This is a genomic window from Rufibacter immobilis (assembly GCF_003721565.1).
Classification (GTDB): Bacteria; Bacteroidota; Bacteroidia; order Cytophagales; family Hymenobacteraceae; genus Nibribacter; species Nibribacter immobilis.
Genome location: NZ_RJJE01000017.1, coordinates 588,571 through 608,625, shown reverse-complemented (window position 1 = coordinate 608,625; position 20,055 = coordinate 588,571). Strand labels below are relative to the sequence as shown.

Annotated in this window: 15 protein-coding genes; 1 reads left to right on the top strand and 14 read right to left on the bottom strand. The window is 49.4% G+C overall.

Translation table 11 applies throughout. From position 1 onward, the window contains the following. The 3 genes from EFA69_RS15335 to EFA69_RS15325 form a co-directional block, all read right to left on the bottom strand. Positions 1 to 378 (bottom strand): hypothetical protein (locus EFA69_RS15335; RefSeq protein WP_221175755.1); only part of this gene is annotated, 378 nt, incomplete at its 3' end. Between the two features lie 404 nt (positions 379 to 782). Continuing rightward, positions 783 to 1,499, bottom strand: coding sequence for a pirin family protein (locus EFA69_RS15330; RefSeq protein WP_123133967.1), 717 nt, complete (start codon positions 1,497 to 1,499; stop codon positions 783 to 785). 142 nt (positions 1,500 to 1,641) lie between these two features. Beyond that, positions 1,642 to 2,403, bottom strand: coding sequence for an XRE family transcriptional regulator (locus tag EFA69_RS15325; RefSeq protein ID WP_123133966.1), 762 nt, complete (start codon positions 2,401 to 2,403; stop codon positions 1,642 to 1,644). A gap of 228 nt (positions 2,404 to 2,631) precedes the next feature. Between EFA69_RS15325 and EFA69_RS15320 the strand changes: the two genes are divergently transcribed. Further along, on the top strand, positions 2,632 to 3,924 hold the full coding sequence (locus EFA69_RS15320) for a S8 family serine peptidase (protein ID WP_245964599.1): 1,293 nt from the start codon (positions 2,632 to 2,634) through the stop codon (positions 3,922 to 3,924). 113 nt (positions 3,925 to 4,037) lie between these two features. On the opposite strand, the gene recQ is transcribed toward EFA69_RS15320, so the two are convergent. The 11 genes from recQ to EFA69_RS15265 form a co-directional block, all read right to left on the bottom strand. Then, positions 4,038 to 6,179 (bottom strand): DNA helicase RecQ, encoded by a 2,142-nt coding sequence (gene recQ / locus EFA69_RS15315; RefSeq protein WP_123133964.1) that lies wholly within the window; start codon positions 6,177 to 6,179, stop codon positions 4,038 to 4,040. A 120-nt stretch (positions 6,180 to 6,299) separates the two neighbouring features. Continuing rightward, entirely contained in the window at positions 6,300 to 6,635 is a 336-nt protein-coding gene (locus EFA69_RS15310; protein ID WP_123133963.1) for a phage holin family protein, read from the bottom strand. Between the two features lie 21 nt (positions 6,636 to 6,656). After that, a complete protein-coding gene (locus tag EFA69_RS15305; RefSeq protein ID WP_245964598.1) occupies positions 6,657 to 7,748 on the bottom strand; it encodes an agmatinase family protein in 1,092 nt (363 codons plus the stop codon). Between the two features lie 4 nt (positions 7,749 to 7,752). Further along, entirely contained in the window at positions 7,753 to 9,036 is a 1,284-nt protein-coding gene (speE, locus tag EFA69_RS15300) for a polyamine aminopropyltransferase (RefSeq protein ID WP_123133962.1), read from the bottom strand. Positions 9,037 to 9,227: 191 nt separating this feature from the next. After that, positions 9,228 to 9,851 carry a chemotaxis protein CheC gene (locus tag EFA69_RS15295; RefSeq protein WP_123133961.1) on the bottom strand — a complete coding sequence of 208 codons (624 nt, stop codon included), beginning with the start codon at positions 9,849 to 9,851 and terminating at the stop codon, positions 9,228 to 9,230. Between the two features lie 38 nt (positions 9,852 to 9,889). Next, on the bottom strand, positions 9,890 to 11,521 hold the full coding sequence (locus EFA69_RS15290; RefSeq protein ID WP_123133960.1) for a chemotaxis protein CheA: 1,632 nt from the start codon (positions 11,519 to 11,521) through the stop codon (positions 9,890 to 9,892). Further along, positions 11,518 to 12,648, bottom strand: coding sequence for a chemotaxis protein CheB (locus tag EFA69_RS15285; protein WP_123133959.1), 1,131 nt, complete (start codon positions 12,646 to 12,648; stop codon positions 11,518 to 11,520). Before EFA69_RS15285 ends, EFA69_RS15290 begins: the two co-directional genes overlap by 4 nt. A gap of 30 nt (positions 12,649 to 12,678) precedes the next feature. Then, a complete protein-coding gene (locus tag EFA69_RS15280) occupies positions 12,679 to 13,062 on the bottom strand; it encodes a response regulator (protein ID WP_123133958.1) in 384 nt (127 codons plus the stop codon). A 25-nt stretch (positions 13,063 to 13,087) separates the two neighbouring features. Next, positions 13,088 to 13,588 carry a chemotaxis protein CheW gene (locus tag EFA69_RS15275; protein WP_123133957.1) on the bottom strand — a complete coding sequence of 167 codons (501 nt, stop codon included), beginning with the start codon at positions 13,586 to 13,588 and terminating at the stop codon, positions 13,088 to 13,090. After that, positions 13,588 to 19,053, bottom strand: coding sequence for a methyl-accepting chemotaxis protein (locus tag EFA69_RS15270; RefSeq protein ID WP_221175754.1), 5,466 nt, complete (start codon positions 19,051 to 19,053; stop codon positions 13,588 to 13,590). The genes EFA69_RS15275 and EFA69_RS15270 overlap by 1 nt, the downstream gene beginning before the upstream one ends. A gap of 133 nt (positions 19,054 to 19,186) precedes the next feature. After that, positions 19,187 to 19,936, bottom strand: coding sequence for a ParA family protein (locus tag EFA69_RS15265; protein WP_123133956.1), 750 nt, complete (start codon positions 19,934 to 19,936; stop codon positions 19,187 to 19,189). Positions 19,937 to 20,055 lie beyond the last annotated feature (119 nt).

The window sequence follows — 20,055 nt, the reverse complement described above, 5'->3', positions numbered from 1 at the left end:
TTCCGGTTGTACCTGTAGTTCCAGTTGTTCCGGTTGTACCTGTAGTTCCGGTTGTACCAGTTGTACCTGTAGTTCCGGTTGTACCTGTGGTTCCAGTTGTACCGGTTGTACCCGTTGTACCTGTAGTACCGGTTGTACCTGTAGTACCGGTTGTACCTGTAGTACCGGTTGTACCTGTGGTTCCGGTTGTACCTGTAGTACCGGTTGTACCTGTGGTTCCGGTTGTACCTGTGGTTCCGGTTGTTCCAGTTGTACCTGTAGTTCCGGTTGTACCCGTAGTTCCGGTTGTGCCAGTAGTACCCGTTGTGCCAGTAGTACCCGTTGTGCCAGTAGTACCAGTAGTTCCTGATGGTCTTGCAGTTGCGTCGTCGTCATCATCACAAGATGCCAATGATAAACTAGCCACAAATACTGGGGCCATCATGAGTGATATCCATTTCTTTTTCATAGTCTTTTAAAAATAATATTTTAAAAAGTAGTAACATTGGAGTTATACGTGCCTAATAAATTAAGTAACAGCATTCTATTAAATTTTTATAATGATTTTTACGTATTTACCCCTTTAATTTTATCATTAAAATCCAATACTTATATACTCAGTAAAATAAATATTTTAATATCTTTATATTAAGAAAGAGCTGTAGATCAAGTTCTAAAGGCTTAACCTCTAAAGAATATAGAGTTGTCTCTTACCCTCTAGGTAAATCTCGTAGATGCCTAAAACAAGAAGGCGCCCTTTGCTGGAGCGCCTTCTTGTAATGTTCTTAAGGAAATAGATGTATCTAAAAATTAGCCTCCACTCCTGGTAAATCTATCAGAATAAAAGAGCTGTCGGCGGTGGCTTTAATGCGTAAGGCATCTACATCGGCAGTTCGTACCTGGTCATTTTTCTGCACCTGCATTCCATTGACGAACAACTCCCCGGACGTAACGTACAGGAGGCTCTTCCGGATAGGGAAAGTCTTGAAATCAATCTCTTTGCCATCTCTGAGGTTGGCATGGTACACCGTAGAGTTTGAATTCATATACAGAACATCCTCCAGTACTCTCTGCCCCGTTACCAACGGAATCAACTCATTTTTCTCCCCGGTGTAATCAATGGCTTTCTGCTCATAACTGGGCGCTAATCCTTTTTTATTACTCAGAAACCACAATTGGTATAAATGCAGGTCTTTGTCTGAATGGTTGTGCTCTGAGTGCCTGATTCCCGTACCAGCGGTCATGCGCTGCACTTCTCCTGCCTTGATCACGGTGTTGTTGCCCAGGCTGTCAGTGTGGGTTACCTCTCCTTCCAACACAATGGTGACTATCTCCATTTCACTGTGCGCATGCTCTGGGAACCCGCTGTTGCCCTGGATGTAGTCGTCATTAAAAACCCGCAGGGGTCCCCACTGCACATTGTTTAAATCATAATAATCTGCGAAGGAAAACAGAAAGTAAGAGTCTAACCAGCCATGGGCGGAATGGTGGCGGTCTGAGGCAGGAATCACTTTGATCATGGAGATAGCGTTATATTTAGGAATAAATACGCACCCCTGCTTGCTGGGTTATTCTTCTGCTGCTGATCTAAAAACAGTTCTGCCGTTTAGGGGCTGTTTTTGAAAAAACGGCCCCGAAACGGCAGCATGACGAAGAAGTCTATTATCTAGAAGTCTTCAATTTCTTCACTTCCTGCTGAAGATCCAAAACCAATGAAGTAAGTTTATCCAGAGAAATTTCAGCCATAGGGAATGTAGTACTAATATAAGCTTTGGCTTCCCACAGCTCCACTACATCTTCCAAAGGCACTTCATATGGTTCATAGATTGGGTTGTCTGAATGCAGGCGCAAAGCGGTCTGCTTCTGTTGGTGATAGATGCGCTTGAAGACAATCCCTTCCTGCAGGCTCACCACAATACACGGAGTACCGTCTTTGATTTCCTGCCAATTCTCCACATACCGCCCTACAATGACAGTACCTGACGGGATGGGCAGCATGGAATCACCCTTGATCTCAAAGGCGCGGTAGGTGCCGGGGCTCTGAATCATGGGTAACCTGAATTTAGGCAACTCTTCCATGAACTCAGGATCGGCGTAGCCATTCAGGTAACCGGCACTGGCCTTATAAGGGACTAGTTCAATATTCTCACGGTTCTGGCTATCTACGGTAATAGAGAGCACCTTTACGTTAGGCTGACGGCTGGTTCCTGCTGCTTTGGAAAGGTTGGGAAGATCTGGGTTGATCAACTCATCCACAGACAGTTTGAACACCTGCGCCATTTTCATAAGTGTAGCCAGTTTAGGCTCCGCCCGCCCCTCTTCATAGGCACCAATCAAAGATCTCTTTATCTCCAGCTTCTCAGCCAGTTGTACCTGGGTTAGATTGGATTGCTTTCTTAGATATTTCAGATTAGTGCTCAGCATAAAATTATCTGTTGATTTTTTGACTTAGTAAAAGTACTAATTCTTTAGCAAACCACTAATTATTTTGGCAATGATATTTTCTTTTTTTGCTTGAAAAGGCATAAAAGCTAATACTACTCTCAAATCTGAAGTGTTTTATCAATCTTGTACTTGAACATTATCTTACTTATACATTTATATAGTTCTATATAACGGGTTTCATATCAAGCAATTATTTTATCCATCAGCTTGCTAGTTTTTTGTATTATTCATTACATTTGGCTTATGCAGCGGCAACACAGACACCTGCTGGAATCCAATTGCATTGATCCTATGAATGAATTTTTACTAACCAATAAAATCTGGACTATGAAATCCAACAACTTCAAAAAAGCGGTCTCCTTCTTCGCCCTGGCCTCCGTGTTCTCCATGGCGGGCTGCCAGAAAGACGAGCTCCTGGAGGAGACGGCCACCGCGCCCATGGCGCCCGCCGCCGTGTCCAACGCCGTTGACGGCAAGTACATCGTGGTGATGAAGGACGGCAACCTGAGTTCTACCCAGGAGCGCCGGGAGCGGCTTATGCAGAGATTAGGCATCAGCCGGAGCCGGGTAAGCGAACTGTTCAACGGCAATAGCGCCAGCGGCTTCACCGGAAACCTTTCCAAAGACGAGGTCCAGCAGCTGAGACAAGACGAAAGCGTGGCCTACGTGGAGCCTGAGCAGGCTGTCCTGCTGGGGAAAGCCACACCGTCTTCTACCTCCGCGACCAGCACGACCAGCTCCACGCAGGAGATCCCGTGGGGCGTGGCGCGGGTGGGCTACGGCGACGGCACGGGCAAGACGGTGTGGGTGATCGACTCGGGCGTGCAGTCCTCCCACCCCGACCTGAACGTGGACAAGGCGCGCAGCAAGTCCTTCATCTCCGGGGTTAGCTCCTGGGAGGACGGCTACGGCCACGGCACCGGCGTGGCCGGGGTGATCGGGGCCAAGGACAACGGCCTGGGCGTGGTGGGCGTGGCGGCCAACGCCACCATCGTGGCTCTCAGGGTATTCGACGACAAGGGCGCCGGCACGCTCACCCGCATCTACTCGGCCCTCAACTACGCCTACCAGAACGGCAAGGCGGGCGACGTGGTCAACATGAGCCTCAGGGTGGACGGCTCCACCATGCTCGACGACCTGGTGAAGAAGACCGCCGCCAAGGGCATGTTCGTGGTGGTGGCCGCCGGCAACTCCTACGTGGACTGCAAGGCCGACTCCCCCGCCCGCGTGGTGGCCCCCAACGTGTACGTGGTCTCCAACATGGACAGCAACGGCAAGTTCAGCCCCACCTCCAACTTCGGGGCCTCCGTGCGCTACGCCGCCCCCGGAACGAACGTGAGGACCACCTGGAAGGGCTCGGGCTACGCCACCGGCAGCGGCACCTCCTACGCCGCCCCGCACGTGGCCGGCCTGCTCGCCCTCTCCGGGGGCAACCTCCGCTCCCAGGGAACCGTCACCGCAGACCCGGACGGAAAGCCAGACCCAATCGCGCTCAAGTAGATAGACAGTATAGATTAGGAATAAGAAGAGCCCCTAAGCGCCTAGTTTCACAACTCTGGGCGTTTAGGGGCTCTTTTTCTGGAAATTAGCCTTAACTATAGCAGCATAAAACGTCAGCTCCCCTGGCTGTTCTCTTTGTTAAAACGCCCAATACCTAACCTGATTTTAAGGTAATCTATTTCACCCTCCAGATACTCAAAAATAGGTTTGAGCGCCGCAGTCTGGTTTGTTTTAAGAATTCCTTCGCGTACGCGGCTGTACTCCCAGTCAGACAGGTACGGCTTCAGCTCCACATCATACCCTTGCTGATACAAGGTGGCAAGGTGGGAGTAGACAGTATTCAGTTGCACTTGCCTTTGCTCCGAAATCTCTTCCAGCGTTTTTCCCTGCCGGATCATTTCATAGGTGACTAAGTGGGTGGTACCTTTCAGGCGGGCCTGCTGCTGTTCAGCTTGCTGGGCCAGAAAACTCAGGATGGCGTTGATGAAAATCTCTCCGTACTGTTCATACTTAGCCTGTGCCACCCCAGAAATTGCCAGAAAAGCCGGACGGTTAGTGGGCCGCTGCTCTACAATCTCCTGTAGCGTATTGTCTGTGAAAACCACATAAGGCGGAAGGTTCCGCTCCGTAGCCAGTTGCTTCCTCAATTGCCGCAGGTGTTCAAACAAAGCGGTCTCTACCCCGCTTCTGGATTTCTTCTGCCGCTTTTCTTTTTCTTCCTTTGCTACCGGCGGTTGGAATTTAACCAACTCCACCTTTCGCCCTTTAAACAGCACCTCTTGGCTCGCATTCGTTAATTTGAGTGCACCATGTTCATCATACGCCACTTCCAAGATACCTTGGTTGATCAACTGATGGATGTACCGTTGCCACTCCATGGCAGGCACGTCCCGTCCAGCCCCGAAAGTTTTCAATTGGTCATATCCCTTGGCCAGGCTCTGTTGGTTGCGGGAGCCCCGCAGTATGTCCACTACCTGGGCAGAAGGGATGGTTTCTTTGGTACGAGCCACCGCCGACAGGATTTTCTGGGCATACTCTGTGCCATTAAACGAGGTGGGTGGGTTGTCGCAGATGTCGCAGTGGCCGCAGTCCTTGTTGTACTCCTCACCAAAGTAGTGCATCAGGGTCTTGCGGCGGCAACTGGTGCTCTCCGCAAACTGCTGCATACGGTCCAACTTGGCAATGGAAAGTGCCTGCTCTTTGCTGTTCTCCCCCTGCATGATGATGTCGCGCAAGGTCATGACATCAGCGAGGCTATAGAAGAGTAAAGCTTCCGCAGAGGCCCCATCGCGCCCTCCCCTTCCAATCTCCTGGTAGTAGCTCTCCAGGTTTTTAGGTAGGTTGTAATGAATCACCCAACGCACATTGGACTTGTCAATCCCCATCCCAAACGCGATGGTGGCACACATGATCTGGATATTGTCCTGCAGGAACTTTTCCTGCACCTGTTCACGCGCAGCAGCTGAAAGACCGGCATGGTAATAATCGGCGTTATAGCCTTTTTCTTTCAGTTTGGCAGCAAGAGACTCGGTGGCTTTTCGGCTTAAACAGTAAATAATACCCGGCTGGAAAGGCCGATCTTCCAAAAAATCAAGAATGGCTTCCATCCGTTTCTGCCCCGGTTGCACCTGTAAGTGGATGTTAGGCCGGTCAAAAGAAGAGATGAACACCTTAGGGTCCTGCAGATACAGCTGCGTCAGGATATCGCGCTGGGTCAGGCGGTCTGCCGTAGCGGTAAGCGCAATAATGGGTACCTCTGGGAACTGTAACTTGAGGTTCTTGAGCTGTAAATACTCCGGGCGGAAGTCATGTCCCCACGCCGAGATACAGTGTGCCTCGTCTATGGCGAAGAGATTGATCTGCAACCGCTTCAGAAAGGAAAAGAAACCCGCCGACAGCAGTTTCTCAGGAGACACGTACAACATTTTAAGTCTGCCATCTAAACACTGTTGCTCAATCAACTGCTGTTCTTTGGTAGACTGTGAGCTGTTTAAGTAGCCCGCGTTTACCCCATTTGCCAGCAATGCTTCCACCTGATCCTTCATCAAGGCAATAAGCGGCGATACCACTACCGTAAGCCCCGGCATCACTAAACCAGGTACTTGATAGCAGACAGATTTCCCGCCTCCGGTCGGCATCAGGACAACTGTGTCCCGCTTAGACAATACATTCTGAATGATATCCTCCTGCCCCGGCCTGAACTGGTCATACCCGAAATAAAGTTTCAGAACCTCCCGTGCTTCCCTTACTTCCATTTAAGTGCTCTTTTTACAAAAATACGGTAAAAACGCATCTTATCCTTTTGCCTGCTGCCTATAAACAAGAATAGCCCGGAAAAGCTTCCGGGCTATTGAAAGTAAGAATTAAACGAAGGTTTATCCTACAATCTTGTCTATAATATAAGTGGCAACCGCAAGCGCCAGGCTATAAAGCACTGCCGTAATGAAACCACTCACTTCCACTCCATCCAGAATATAATCTGCCAGGTAAAGAATAATGGCATTAATGACCAACAGGAACAACCCCAAGGTGAAAAAGGTGATAGGCACCGTCAGGAAAACCAGAATAGGACGGACAACCGCGTTCAGCAACGCCAGTACCAACGCCAGCAAGATACCGCTGACAACGCCGTCTATAGTAACGCCCGGGAAGAACTTGGTCAGGATAATAGCTACTATACCTGTGATGATGATCTTAAGGATAAAACCCATATTTGATCTATGAATAAGTGGTTAGTTTGCTGCTTCAAGTCTTTTTTGGGAGACGGCCATCCAGTTGCAAAGCTTGTACAGGAGCCGAGCCCCAACGTTACCATTCCACTCACTGTCTCCGGGTGCTACCTCACAAAGGTCAAAACCAATGATCTCCCGGCCAGATTTCACCAACGCTTTAATCAGGTAAACGGCTTCCTCAAACTCAAATCCTCCTGGTACCGGAGTACCGGTGCCGGGGCACAATTTAGGATCTAGTCCGTCAATGTCAAAGCTGATGTAAACTTTCTGCGGAAGCTGAGCAATAATCTTCTTGCACTGCTTGCGCCAGGAATTCCCTTCATACAGCTTGGTTTTGATCTTGCTGTCATAGAACGTAGTGATACGGCCATTGGACTGGTCCACCAACTCCGCCTCTGCCTGGCAAAGATCTCTAATGCCTACCTGCACTAGTTTCTTTACCTGTGGAAGTTTGAGGGCATTGAACATAATGGAGGCATGGGAATAGGTAAAGCCTTCATAGGCATCACGCAAATCAGCGTGCGCGTCTACCTGTAAAATACCGTATTCTTCATGCTTCTCGGCTAAAGCGTGCATAAAGCCTAGCGGTGTGCTGTGGTCACCACCCAACACCCCTACTAATTTACCTTTCTCCAGAAGAGCAAGAGTTTCCTGTTTAGACCATTGCAGCAGCTCCTCTCCTTTTTTGTTCACCTCGGCCAAAGTAGCATCAAATTGATTGCCTTCTCCCTGGCAGCCGCCTTCCAGCCACTCAATGTATGCTTCTGTTTTCTCCCGAAGCCGTTCGCTTTCATGGGCCCAGTTTTTCGGAACGGTAGGCATATGAATGCCCAAGTGCCAGGCGTTAGGGAGTTCCGGGTCAAAAAGGTCTAGTTGGGGAGACGCATCCCGCACCGCGGCAGGTCCCTGGGCTGTACCAGCATTGTAAGACACCGTCACTTCCCACGGAATAGGGAAAATGACTACTTCAGATTCTTCCTCTGTAAACGGAAGGCCAAACAAACCGCTTCCTACCTCTCCTACACCGTTCTGGTCAAAAGAAGCAATTTTAGCATGTTTAGAGTCACACATGGTAGGCATGTTTATACTCATAAAATTAAGCTTTAGAGGAAAGTAAGTCTTTTACGAAGTTAGGTAAAGCAAAGGCGGCCACATGAATGTCTTCATTGTAGTATCTGAGTCCCTGGGTACGGGAGAAGGCGGCGGCGGCTTCTGCGTTAAATTGTTTTGGAAGCACATTTCCTTTGGAGCAGAAAGAGAAACTCCAGGTACCGGTAGGATAAGTTGGAATAGCGGCTAAATAGCAATGCACTTTCTCCTGCCCGAAGATTCCTTTGTAGGTATCAAAAATTTCTACGAATACCTTGGTGTTGAATCTAGGCGACTCACTCTGCGTGATCATAACCCCTTCCGGCGTCAGGCAGCGGTACACCTGGGAATAAAACTCAGCCGTGAACAGCCCCTCACCCGGACCAACCGGATCTGCAGAGTCCACAATGATCAGATCAAAGGCTGCATCTGCGCATTCCTGAATGTACTTGATCCCGTCTTCTATGAGGAGCTTTAATCTTGGGTGGTCAAAAGCGCTGGCGGTTTCAGGTAAATGCGCTTTGCAGGCTTCTATCACTAACTCGTCAATCTCTACCAATACTACCTCCTCAATCCCCTCATGTCTCAGCAACTCACGCACGGTACCGCCGTCGCCGCCGCCAATGACCAATGCACGCTTCACGTTTCCGTGGCTGAATACTGGCACGTGGGTAATCATTTCATGGTAGACGTACTCATCTTTCTGGGTACACATGACCATACCGTCTAAGGTAAGCATGTTGCCATACGCCAAGGTCTCAAATACCTCCACCTTTTGGTAAGGCGACTGTTTTTTGTACAGTTGATTACCAGTATGCTTTAAAGAAAGTGCAATGTTCTCATCACGCTCTGTGAACCACACATCGCGGGTAATGCGCGGAATAGGCGTTATAGCCTGACCTGAATCGCGGGCTTCTACCGTGAAGTCGGTGCGCTGCAGGAGACTTTGCTGCCCACGCAGACACTCCATTGAGGAACCGTGGCTGGCCTCAAATGCTTCTTTTAAGTAATTATAGGAAATCCAAGGATCTACGGAGTCACCGCAGGTGAACAGGTCAACGGCCGCATACCCAAATTCTGGCCAGGTATGGATAGCTAGATGGCTCTCCTGGATCACAACCACCCCAGACACACCATAGGGAGAAAAGTGGTGGAAAGTACTGTTGATGACCGTGGCCCCAGCCGTTTCAGCGGCCGCTACCATGCTGTTCTCAATGTGTACCACATCATTCATCAACTCAGGTGAACAATTGTAAAACTCCACCAGAATATGTCTCCCTAAAGCGTCCATAGGCTAATCTTTAATCTTTTTTTAATTCAGACGCGCAAAACAACAAAAAAGATACTGGAATGGAAAGCCAGAGGCCATTATTGCGTTTAGGGGCTGTTTTTTCAAAAACAGCCCCTAAACGCAATAATGGCCTCTAATCCAAGCAAAAACGATTTGAAACACCTTTCTTTTGCCTGTAAAGAAAGTATAAACTATTTGGTGAGGAAGTTATAGGAGCGGATAATTTCCAAAATTTTAATAAACGTGGAGGTGTCAAAGAACAAGAGCAAAGGCAATTCCACCATTTTAGAGTTATTGGTAAATTGGGTGATGACCGTAAAAACTAAAGGCTGAAACAGCGGGTGGTCCGTGAAGATGTCTTTCAAAGACTCGGCAATGTCATGCTTAGGGGCAACGGGCGGAGAACCGTAGATGCTGGACTTCAGAATATTGGCCAATTGCGTGACTAAGGCCCCGGTAATGATGTTGCTAACCTCCAACAGCAGTGACTCCTGCATTTCAGTCAAAGGCTCGTTTCCTTTCACAGACATGCCAAGGCAAACGGAAGAAAGTTGCTCCACGTGCCTCTCTGAGAAAAGCATGAGGGTGGAGCCGTTCAATTCACCTTTGATATCTGACTGGATGATAGTATGGGAATTCTCGTAAGCTCTTACAATTTTAAGAAGCTCCTCCGCCTCCATCAACTGCAGGTCTGGCACTTTCAAAAGTACACGGTCTTTGGCAATGGCAGCAAAAGAGTCAGCCGCCCTGGCCAATCCTATATTCAGGATTTCTTTGATGATATCCCGCTCTAGTTCATTTACTTGAAGCTCCATGAATCAGGCTTTATACAATGTCTTTGTTCCGTCAGGATTTACCTTCTGGCAATAAAATAGCGGGTAATGGCGGCCACATCCAGTACCAGACAGACTTTGCCTGACCCCAAGAGGGTTACCCCCGCGTAAATTTCTATCGTGTTCACCGGTCTGCTCAGGGCCTTGATCACAATATCCTGCTGGCGCAGGAGCTTGTCTACAATCAGGCCTAGTTTCCGGTTGTTGTAGGTCACAATGATGATGTTCTGCACATCACTTTCCAAATCATTCTTCCTTACGCTGTACTCACTAATGTCTGTGTTAAACAGCTCTTTTAGCGAGACAATGGTAATGGTTTCACTGTTGATGTCAGCCACCAGCAAATCGCCGACCTCATGTAGTTCAGCAGTAGGCAAAGCAACCACTGAATCTGTGTGCATGAGCGGAATTGCGTAAAAATTTTCCTCAACCTGGCAGAGCAAAGCTCCTTTTACGGCGATGGACGTTGGCAGGAAGAGCGTAAATGTGGTTCCCTCTCCTTTCTTAGAATCCACCCGTATGCGTCCGCCTATAGAGTCTATGGCATTCTTCACTACATCTAGCCCTACCCCTCGTCCAGAGACTTCGGTCACTTCCTTGGCTAGGGAAAAACCCGGTTCAAACAGGTAAGACAGCACCTCGGTTTCCCTTAGGTCATTCACGGCATCGGCAGAAAGGAAGCCCCGTTGCACAATGGCGCGCTTCACCTCTTGCTGGTCTATTCCTTTTCCGTCATCAATCAAACGCAGAATTACCGTATCACGGTCATTCTGCGCAGACAGAGTGATGTTTCCTTGCGGCGACTTTTTCGCTTTCTTCCGAACATCGGCTTTCTCAATACCATGGGAGATGGCATTACGCATGAGGTGTAACAGAGAGTCTGTGATGATCTGCAGGATATTCCGGTCTATTTGAATGTCTTGCCCAATGATGTCAAGGTTGATCTCCTTACTCTCCGCCACTGCTATGTCCCGCACTATACGCGGAAACTTATTAAACAGCGAACCCACGTTTACCAATCGGGCATCCATGACACTATACTGCAGCTCCTCAGTGATGCGGTATAGGTGGGCACTTACGTTCTTGAGATCGTCATTGTCCAGTTCCTTACTAATAGAGAAGATGCGGTCACGGTCAATAATCAACTCTCCCACCAGATTCAACAGGTGGTCCAGCTTCTTGATCTGAATGTAAATCAGATCAGAGAGCGACAGGTTTTTGGAGTTATAGTATTTCTGAACCTTTGACAGTTCAGCAGAATTATCTGAGAGTGAGTTAATAATGATGTCCAGATTCCGGAGCAACGCGGGGCTGGGTTCTACTTCTTTAGGACTGTCAATGCTGGTGATAAGCTCACCCAACATGTCTATCCCATCAAAGAGAACGGTTACCACTTCATCACTGAAGTTCAGCTCCTTGTTCCGAATCATGCCAAAAGCCGTTTCCAGCTTATGTGACACATCCGCAATCGTTATAAAACCAATGGCTTTGGCGTTTGCTTTCAGGTTGTGCAAAAGCCTGAAAATTTCTGCCAATACCTGCTCATCCTGAGGGGCTTTCTCCAGATCACTGATATGCCGGCTAAGGGCATCATAGTACTCTAGCGCTTCAGCTATGAATATTTCTCTGTATTCCTGCTCTCTTCCCTTCATCCTATAGCTTTGCGTTGGAGCATGTGGTTCCTGCTACGGTTTGCTGCAAACCGGTTTATGATAGAATTGATCTGGCCTAAAGCAAGCACTCCATGTACGTAGCCATTTTCAATGGCAGATTTCGCCATCCCAAAAATGGTGGATGTCTCTTCATTCTGGGCAATCACTATGCCTCCTCTTTTCTTTATTTCCTGTGCGCCTACTGTCCCATCTGTTCCCATACCGGTCAAGATTATTCCAAGTACCTGTTCGTGGGCACATTGGGCGGCAGACAACATTAAGACATCTACAGAAGGCGTATCCATGTCGTTAGAGCGCTCAAGTTTCACACTAAGCTGATTAGGGAACAAAGGGCTGTTACACACCCGCATGTTCTGCCCTCCGGGAGCAATGACAACGGTATAAGGAGCAAGCTTCATGCCTTCATATCCTTCTTCTACCCGCCATGAGGTTAATTTCTGTAATCTCCTTGCCAAGCGTTTGGTGAATTTCTCAGGCATGTGTACCGCTACTAATAACACGGTAGGTTGCTGAACATTGATTTCCTTGACCAGGTATTCTATAGCCGTGGAACCACCCGTGGAAGCGCCTACAACCACCACGTTGAGCGGTACCTCTGCTCTTGCAACGGCTGTAGACCAAAGATGATGATAATGCAGTTTCCCCTCACCGGTAGTCAGAACTTCCTTTTTTTTCCTGGTAGAAGCTTTGACGACAGAATACTTGATCAGGAAATCTTTGAGAGAAGACATGAGTCTTGCTTTGACAGAATCTCCAGCAATCCTATAAGAGTTTTGACCTATAGGCCTACGTACTGCAACCGCTTTCTTTGGAAAAGAAGAAGTTTCCACAGCCATCTCCTGTGAAACCATGAGTAACATAGAAGAATCTCCTCCATTAACGGTTTCAAACAGTGGCAATGAACCACTCACAGTAAGTTCATAATGGGCCACAATAAGATCTGGTTTGGCAGAAAATGCTTTATCCAGCAGTTCTTCCTTAGACTTGGCGGTGTCTATCACTTCCAAGTGAGGCTCGGCATCAATCATGCCTGAAAGCACCAGCCGGGAGCGTACAGACGTATCCCCAATCAGCACCCTGATCTTATCTCTCTGCGTTTGCTGCACGTGTATAGGAGTGGCGTAGTACTACTTAAATTATTCTTCTTCCTTGAAAGCGTTGCTCAACGCCTCCAACACTTTGTCTTCAGAGAAAGGTTTGATGATATAATGCAACGCTCCATATTCGGCAGCTTCTGTCATGATGACCTCCTGTCCAACAGCGCTCACAATCACAACTTTCATATCTGGATTGTCTTGCTTGATGCCTTTCAATACATCTAAACCAGTGTTGTCTGGCAAAATCACATCAAGTGTTACCAGATCTGGCACTTTCTCCCTGGCCATCTGCAAAGCGGTTTTGCCGTCTGGAGCTTCCCCCACCACGTCATAACCTGCATCTAGAAGCATGTTCTTCAACATAGTGCGCATGTAGAAGGAGTCATCTACAATGAGAATTCTTTTTTTATCGGTGATTTCCATAGGTCTTAAAATCAAAAATTGGGCACTATGACTTCAACTGCGAAATTTCATCTGAGGTAAGAATTTTATAGATGTCCAGCACAATAATGAGCCGGTCATCATATTTGCCTATTCCCTCAATGAAATTTTCGTTAATATTTATATCCTGGATAAAAGAAGGAGCTTTATCAATGCTGGATACCGGCAGAGTAAGAGACTGCGGAACTTCCCGGACAATAAAACCCATCGTGAATTCCTTTGCCTCCATCACCAGGGTATAGGTATGTTGGGCATGCCATCCGGAAGGACGCTCAATTTTAAAGCGTTCTTCCAGATCCATGATCGCAATAATATCTCCTCTGATATTAGAAACCCCTTTGATAAAAGAAGGTGTTTTGGGCATACGGGTTATTTCAGGGGTAATGGTTACTTCCTTTACCTGATCTATCCGTACGCCGTATTCTTCATTGCCTAGTTTAAAAACAATGAGATGCACCTTTTCCTCAACGGCAACGTCCTTTTTATCTCTGATGTTCTGAGGCTCCATTATTCCTGTCCTCTACTTTTATTCACTTTTTTACTGGTTGATTTCTTAGCTAGCTCCTCATCAGTGAAGTCCTCTCCTAGATAGGAGCGTTTACGGGCAGGAGGCACAGCCGTCAGTTTACGGGCATTGCGGTTAGGGAATACAATATTCCCATTCACAAGCTTAAAGGCCGAAATACTTACCTGCAGATCATCCGCAATGTCATTCAGACGCTGGCTGGAGGACGTGAGTTCTTGCATGGAGGCCGACAGTTGCTTCGCCGTTCCAGCCACCTGTTGAGTACCGGAAGCAGTCTGTTCAGCAATAGCTACCACTTCTTCCACATATTTTACCACGTCTCCAATGGAGGTTTTCTGCACCTCCGTAGAAACCAGAATATCTTGGGCACTGCGGAGCGTTTCACCGCTGGAAGTTGCAATATTTTTGAAGGCACCGGATGCTTCAAACGTAGCATTCTTTCCTTTCAATACGCGTCCTTCCATGGTGGCAATCGCGGCGGCGGCAGAGGAAGTATCTTTCTTCACATCGTCTACCAGAGTGGCAATCTCACTCGCTGACTTACGTGAACCTTCCGCCAATTTCCTGATTTCCTCGGCTACTACCGCAAAACCACGACCTGCTTCTCCGGCCCGGGCTGCCTCAATGGCCGCGTTCAAGGCCAGCAAGTTAGTTTGGGCTGCAATGTCTGTGATCACCCCAAGTGACTTAGAGATTTCTTGGCTACGGGTACTTAAAACTTCAATGGTTTTGGCAGTGAGCGCGGCAGAAGAAGAAATCTCTTCCATGTTACGCACCACCTCGGCTACTGTTTTAAGACCTAACTGAGAAGTTTCCTCCCCCATTACCGCAGAACGGTTTACCACGTCGGCCTTGTTTGCCGTCTCTTTGGTGGCCTTCATGATTTCCTCAATCAGTTTAAAGGCCTGGTCTGTTTTCAAGGCTTGGTTTTGCGCACCTTCCGCCATCTGCTGCATGGCCAAGGCCACATCTACTGTAACGCGGCTCATCTCCAATCCTTTGGCCGCCATTTCCTCAGAAGAGCTACCCACAATCAAAGACGAGTCATTGATTTCACCCAATAGGGCATTCAAGTTATCTACCGCCAGGTTCAAGGCATTAGACATAGCTAGAATATCACCAGCAGTGTGTATCTCTACTTTTTGGGTTAAATCACCTTCAGAGATAGAACGTACTACGCGTGATACTTCCAGAACCGGCGTCACGATAGACTCTAATAGGTCATTCAAAGTATCTACCAATTCTTTCCAGCTTCCGCTCACACCATGTACTGTGGCGCGTTCCGTCAGTTTTCCTTCCACCCCTGCAACTCTAGCTACCCGGCTTACCTCACCCGCCAAGCGGTTCAGGTCTTCAACCATGCTGTTGATGGTGTCAGCCAGGTCAGCTAATTCACCTTTGGCTTGCAGTGTCAGTTTCTGCGTTAAGTCACCTTTAGATACAGCGGTTACTACTTTCACAATACCACGTACCTGTGTGGTAAGGTTAGAGGCCATTACGTTTACATTATCCGTAAGGTCTTTCCAAACACCCGCCACATTAGGCACTTTGGCCTGGCCGCCCAGTCTACCCTCGGTACCCACCTCAAGCGCCACGCGGGTCACCTCGCCGGCGAAGATGTTCAGGGAGTCCACCATCTGGTTCAGGTTGTCCTTCAGCTCAGCCAACTCGCCGCGCACGTTCACCGTGATCTTCTGGGTAAGGTCCCCTTTCGCCACCGCGGTCGCCACGTTGGCGATGTCCCGCACCTGCAGTGTCAGGTTGGACGCCATGGTATTTACATTGTCAGTCAATGCTTTCCATACCCCACCTACATTTGGTACAGAAGCCTGACCACCTAATTTTCCTTCGGTACCCACTTCCAGGGCCACTCTGGTTACCTCGCCGGCAAAGATGTTCAGCGAGTCCACCATCTGGTTCAATATATCTTTCAGTTGAAGGATTTCACCCTTCACATTTACGGTCATTTTCTGGCTCAAATCACCCTTCGCCACGGCAGTTGCCACATTGGCAATGTCACGCACTTGAGAGGTTAAGTTCGACGCCATAGAGTTCACGTTGTCAGTGAGCGCCTTCCAGGTACCGGCCACGTTCGGCACGGATGCCTGGCCACCCAGTTTCCCTTCGGTACCTACTTCCAAGGCCACTCTGGTTACCTCGCCGGCGAAGATGTTCAGGGAGTCCACCATCTGGTTCAGGATGTTTTTCAGCTCCAGGAGCTCTCCTTTTACATCCACCGTGATCTTCTGAGTTAAATCACCTTTCGCCACCGCGGTCGCCACGTTGGCGATGTCGCGCACCTGCAGTGTCAGGTTGGACGCCATGGAGTTCACGTTGTCGGTCAACTCTTTCCAGGTTCCACGTACTTTTGGTACTGATGCCTGACCGCCAAGCTTACCCTCGGTTCCCACTTCACGAGCAACTCTTGTTACTTCATCAGCGAAGATGTTGAGCGAGTCCACCATCTGGTTCAGGTTATTCTTCAGCTCGGCCAACTCGCCTTTTACATCAACGGTTATTTTCTGGCTCAGGTCCCCACGGGCAACGGCGGTCGCCACATTGGCAATGTCCCGTACCTGTGAAGTAAGGTTACCGGCCATGTAGTTCACGTTCTCTGTAAGGTCTTTCCAAACCCCGCCCACGTTAGGTACATTCGCCTGTCCGCCCAAGATACCCTCGGTACCCACCTCACGGGCCACGCGGGTCACCTCCCCGGCAAAGATGTTCAGCGAGTCCACCATCTGATTGATGTTGTCCTTCAACTGGAGGAGTTCACCTTTTACATCAACGGTGATCTTCTGGCTCAGGTCTCCACGGGCAACGGCAGTCGCCACGTTGGCGATGTCGCGTACTTGCAGCGTCAGGTTGGAGGCCATGGAGTTCACGTTGTCGGTGAGCGCCTTCCAGGTACCGGCCACATTCGGCACGGAGGCCTGGCCGCCCAGCTTCCCTTCGGTTCCTACCTCTTTCGCCACACGGGTTACCTCGCCGGCGAAGATGTTGAGCGAGTCCACCATCTGGTTGAGGTTGTCCTTCAGTTGGAGGAGCTCACCATTTACATTCACTGTGATTTTCTGGCTCAGGTCACCTCTTGCCACCGCAGTCGCCACGTTGGCGATGTCGCGTACCTGCAACGTCAGGTTGGAGGCCATGGAGTTCACGTTGTCGGTGAGCGCCTTCCAGGTACCGGCCACGTTAGGCACACTAGCCTGTCCGCCTAATCTACCCTCAGTTCCTACCTCCAAGGCCACTCTAGTTACCTCACCGGCGAAGATGTTGAGCGAGTCCACCATCTGGTTCAAGTTGTCCTTCAGCTCAGCTAATTCGCCGCGCACGTTCACCGTGATCTTCTGGGTCAAATCACCCTTCGCAACTGCGGTCGCCACGTTGGCAATGTCGCGCACCTGCAACGTCAAATTAGATGCCATGTAGTTCACGTTGTCGGTGAGGTCTTTCCATACCCCGCCCACGTTAGGTACACTAGCCTGTCCGCCCAGTTTTCCTTCGGTACCCACTTCACGGGCCACCCGGGTCACCTCACCGGCGAAGATATTGAGGGAGTCCACCATCTGGTTCAGGTTGTCCTTCAGTTCGGCCAACTCGCCTTTAACTCCAACGGTGATTTTCTGGCTCAGGTCGCCACGGGCAACGGCCGTAGCAACATTTGCAATATCTCTTACTTGCAGCGTCAAATTAGACGCCATGTAGTTTACATTATCAGTGAGGTCTTTCCAAACCCCGCCTACATTCGGCACAGAGGCCTGACCGCCTAGTTTACCCTCAGTACCAACTTCCAGCGCCACACGCGTTACCTCACCGGCGAAGATATTCAGGGAGTCCACCATCTGGTTTAAGCTATCCTTCAACTGAAGCAGCTCACCGTTTACGTTCACTGTAATCTTTTGACTTAGATCGCCACGGGCAACGGCGGTTGCCACGTTGGCAATGTCTCTTACTTGCAGCGTCAGGTTGGAGGCCATGGAGTTCACGTTGTCGGTCAGCTCTTTCCAGATACCGGCTACTTTAGGCACATTCGCCTGTCCGCCCAGAATACCTTCCGTTCCTACTTCACGGCTTACACGGGTCACCTCATCAGCGAAGATGTTGAGCGAGTCCACCATCTGGTTCAGGTTGTCCTTCAGCTCGGCCAACTCACCCTTCACATTTACAGTAATTTTCTGCGTGAGGTCACCTTTCGCTACCGCGGTCGCCACGTTGGCGATGTCGCGCAGCTGAGAGGTAAGGTTGCTGGCCATGGTGTTCACGTTGTCGGTGAGGTCTTTCCATACCCCGCCTACGTTCGGCACTTTGGCCTGTCCGCCCAGTTTCCCTTCGGTACCCACTTCACGGGCCACCCGGGTTACCTCATCCCCGAAAATATTGAGGGAGTCCACCATCTGGTTAATATTCTCCTTCATCTGGAGCATTTCCCCTTTCAGGTCAACGGTTACTTTCTGGTCCAGATTTCCCTGGGCTACCGCCGTGGTTACCTTGGCAATGTCCCGTACCTGAGAAGTCAGGTTGGAGGCCATCGCATTTACGTTATCGGTTAGTTCTTTCCAGATACCGGCCACGTTCGGCACGGAGGCCTGTCCGCCCAGTTTCCCTTCGGTACCCACTTCAAGGGCCACGCGGGTTACCTCACCGGCAAACAGGTTCAGGTTGTCAATGGTACGGTTAATGGTTTCGGCCATGACTTTGAAGTCACCGGATACCGGAATCTGAAACGTCTCATCCAGATTACCCCGGGAGATGTTCTTCAATACCTTGCCTACCTCCAATACCGGAACGGCGATGGAGTCTACCAGGCCGTTGATGTTGTTGATCATATCCTTCCAGAAACCGGAGGCGCTCTCAGCAGAAGCACGGGCTTTCAGGTTTCCCTCTACCCCGGCTACTTTAGAGATACGGGACACTTCGCCCCCTACGCCACCAATCATCTCCACCATGGAGTTATAGGCTTCGGCTATCTCTGAGAAGATGTCATTGTTCTGCTTGGTAAGCCGCACAGATACGTCACCTTTTTTAAAGGCATCTAATGCGTAGAGCACACGGTTCAGCTGCTCATTGATGTAATCAGAGTCTTGGGTCACATTTGCCAGACGTGGCGCATTGCTCTTCCGTGAATGGTTCACGGTTACCTCGTTGTCCATTGGGCTTATTTTGCTCGCCTGGGATCGGGCACTTTTTTCCATATCTTTTCCTTCTGCACGGGCTTTTTTGGGAGATACCGGAGCGTCTTCCAAAGAAATCTCAACTACAGGTTCCTGATTCTCCGAAGGCTGTTCCGCAGTGGGTTGCTCAACGGCCGGTTCCTCAGCCGGAAGAGCCTCTGCTGCCGGGGGCGCAGCAGCAGCCGCAGCTGCGGGTTGCTCAGCAGGCGCTTCCGCCTCTGTCTTCCCAATCAGTTTGTCTTTGTTGAGTTTTAAGTTCTTACCTAAAGCCATCTTATCTATGATTGAAGAGCGTTTTTCGTATTCTTAAAGCAAAAAACTTTGCTAAATCTTTTATCTTTTGTGTCTGGCGGACCAGGAAACTATGCAAGTTACTACAAAAAAGAATTGTATGGTAGCGCCAATGCTAACCAAGTGATACAAATTCCTTAGCCAATCCCAAGTAATCCTTTGCGCCATAAGAAGAAGCGTCATAATCCAGCACGCTCTGGCCAAATGAAGGCGCTTCCGCCAGTTTCACGTTTAACCGGATGCGCTGTTGGAAGATGTACTCATCCATGTTCTCCTTCAGGTACTCCTCTATCTCAGAACTAAGTTTCCTACGCTTGTCATACATGACCACCACTATTCCTTTCACCCGCAACTTTGGGTTCAGCGCTGTCTTGATCTGTTGCACCGTGTTCAGAATCTGGCCCAGCCCCTGCAGCGTGAGCACCTCCATCTGCAACGGAATCAGCACCTCGTCTGAGGCAGCCAACGCGTTCACCGTAAGCAGAGACAGAGAGGGCGGGCAGTCAATAAGGATATAGTCATACTCAACCACTTCCTCCAGCATGTGCTGCAAGAAACGTTCCCGCTCCGGCTGGGTCACCAGAGAAATCTCAATATCAACTAATTCATTGGAGCCGGGGGCCACATACAACCCGTTCCTTTCCTGAAGGCAGTCCTGTAGCTTGGCCTGGCCGGTGAATACATCGGCCAGGGTGCAGGAGGGCTCTGTGATGCCCAGAGAATAAGAGAGGTTAGCTTGTGGATCCAGATCGATTAACAACACGCGTTTGCCCAGTTTCTGCAGGGCGCTTCCCAGGTTAATGGTAGTGGTGGTTTTACCAGTACCCCCTTTTTGGTTGATGACCGATACGATAGTTGCTGCCATAGGTTACAGAAATGGATAAATATTTTTCTTGGGTGCTTGATGGGGCGCTAAACTACAAATTAATCAGGAGCAGCCGCCTGTTTTGGGGCTGTTTTAAGAAAAACGGCCGCTAAACGGCA